This is a genomic window from Schlesneria sp. (assembly GCF_036405755.1).
In the GTDB taxonomy this organism is placed as follows: Bacteria; Planctomycetota; Planctomycetia; order Planctomycetales; family Planctomycetaceae; genus Schlesneria; species Schlesneria sphaerica.
Genome location: NZ_DASWWZ010000711.1, coordinates 1 through 2,325 on the forward strand (window position 1 = coordinate 1; position 2,325 = coordinate 2,325).

A 2,325-nucleotide genomic window follows, 5' to 3' on the forward strand; every position below is an offset into this window, starting at 1 on the left:
CGGCCCCAGCGGCATCACGATCATGAAGTCGACGATCGTGGTGAACTGGACCGCCGCCAGGATCAGGAGAATCAACCGCTCTCGGCGCACAGCGGCCCGAGAATCCCCATCCGATATCCCAGCCATTTGCTCTCCCTCGCCCCGCTTCACAAAGATCCATCCTCACAACCACAGCTCAGGTGACGGGACCCCGCTGGAGTGTAGAAGGTTCGGAAGTGTCCAGCATTGCGAAACTCTTTCAACTTCGAAAGAAATTCCGAGGCCGAGAACGGGTGTCGAAAACTCACCCAAAGCTGTGCACTACGCTGGTTTGTTGTGCCCATCAAGGTAAAAAATCAGGAAGGTGACAGTTGCACAGGAGCTGTTGGACGGACGAATCCATGAGGGCCGCTCTCATCAGGGTCCTCTCCCGGCCGGGCGACCCGATTGACCGGAATCCATCGACTGCCGCCACTTCGTTTATTGAGATTCGTCAATCCGATACAGGTGCGTGGCGGTCCGAACATACAACGAGTCACCTGCGACGGCCGGGGTCGCCATCAGTTCTTCATTATCCATCACATTGACCGCCAGCTTAGAGAAGTGACGACCGGATTCGATCACCGTCGTGACCGAGTTTTCGTCGAAGAAGTAGACACGTCCTCGGGCGTAAAGGGGCGAGGCGGAAAACTTACCGCTGATCCGTTCCTGCCAGACGACCTTTCCGGATGTCGCTTCCAGGCAGGTCGCGACTCCGTCTGAACTGATCAGGTACAGCAGGTCATCCACCAGCAACGGCGAGGGGCGCGACGGCATGGTCTTGGTGTGCTTCCAGGCGATGTGAGTCTCCGTGATATCCCCCGCTCCTCCCAGCTTCACCGCCCAGAGTTCCGGATTGATGTAGGCGTTGATCAGGTAGACCATCCCGTGCCCGTAGACAGGTCGAGGAGCGATCGACCAGCCGCCGTAGGTCACCTTCCAGAGTTCCTTTCCAGTACCGATGTCATAAGCCATTGTCCCCCGTGCTCCCACACTGACCAGTTGCCGCTGCCCCTCTGATTCAACGACGATCGGAGTTCCGTAGCACTTGCGCAGGTCAGGTCGAACATCCTGAAAGTCGGCGGAGCGATCCGTCTTCCAGACGGTGCTTCCAGTGAACTTATCGAGAGCCACGACGTACTGCACATCCCGGCCATCGACGTTAAAGATCAGCAGATTGTCGACCAGCATGGGCGAGCTGCCCGCTCCTTCGTGGTGATCGCAGTTCAAATCCCGCCGCGTCCAGAGGACTTCGCCCGATTCCGTTTGGATGCAAGCAGTACCATAGGTGCCGAAATGCACATAGACTCGCCCCTCCTCAATGACCGACGTCGGCGAGGCGTAGCTGTTCATGGCAGCAATGGGCTGCGGGGTTTCGACATCGAATAAGTGCAAGTCGTGAATGACCCGACCGGACGCACGATCGACACAGACTGCATAGCACTTGTGCCCATCCGCCGTAGCCGTAGTCAACCAGATCTGATCCTTCCAGACGACGGGTGAAGACCAGCCGCGATCATGGATCGGCGTTTTCCAGACAACATTCTGCTGGCCGTCCCAAGTCAGAGCCAATTTCTGTGAGTCGCTGTGACCATCTCCCAACGGCCCGCGAAACTGCGGCCAGTTGTCCGCCCCCTGCGAAATCGATGAAGAAAGCAGGAACACGAACATCGCAAACAATCGACGCATCGTTGGCTTCTCCGGTCTTGGAGTCAAAACTTTCCATTGCGTTGCCGCGGTGGCGGGGCAGGCGGCGCGATATCAAATGTGAAGAGTCGGGGGACCTGTAACAGCAGCGTCGCATTCACACGGTCAATCTCGTCGCAGGGCCGTTTCGCCAACCAAATTAACAGTCCCTGAGCGTTGTGCAACTCGCCGTCTAATTCCTGCCCCCGCGGATCTTTCACAATGATGTAGGGAAACCGGTCCCCGGCCCCTGTCACTGAAAGTACGAAATGTGGTCGTGGAAGAGTTAAATTCAAACTGACTTTGACGGGGGACTGAAGTGGTCGACTGACGGGACCGTTATTCAGTGTCCCACCGGCAGCGAACGATTGCGGCCCGGCCGGGGCTACTAGAAACGTCCCTTCCAATGCTCCCTTCGTCATGTGTTTCAGTTTCCACGGCAGGGTGAAGGGAAAAGGTGCCTCCCCCGGTCCCTGGTAGGAATAAGACCCAGCGCGGCCAGCCCCCATTAGCTTCACGACCAGCGTTGAATCACCGTCTGTTTCCGTCAATTCAATTCTTGAATCTGAACTGGTGCTGCTCTTCCCGTTGAACGAAATCCCAGGAATTTCTACGACGTCT

The 2,325-nt window shown here is 57.0% G+C and carries 2 protein-coding genes; both read right to left on the reverse strand.

The features are described from left to right. Positions 1 to 459: 459 nt before the first annotated feature. Positions 460 to 1,707: an outer membrane protein assembly factor BamB family protein gene (locus tag VGE80_RS23385; protein WP_440594333.1), complete on the reverse strand. Its 1,248-nt coding sequence runs from the start codon at positions 1,705 to 1,707 to the stop codon at positions 460 to 462. Positions 1,708 to 1,730: 23 nt separating this feature from the next. Next, positions 1,731 to 2,325 (reverse strand): hypothetical protein (locus tag VGE80_RS23390; RefSeq protein ID WP_440594334.1); only part of this gene is annotated, 595 nt, incomplete at its 5' end.

Excerpts from the sequence above, each read along its gene's own strand:
- VGE80_RS23385 (WP_440594333.1), bottom strand. The coding sequence starts at position 1,707 with ATGCGTCGATTGTTTGCGATGTTCGTGTTCCTGCTTTCTTCATCGATT.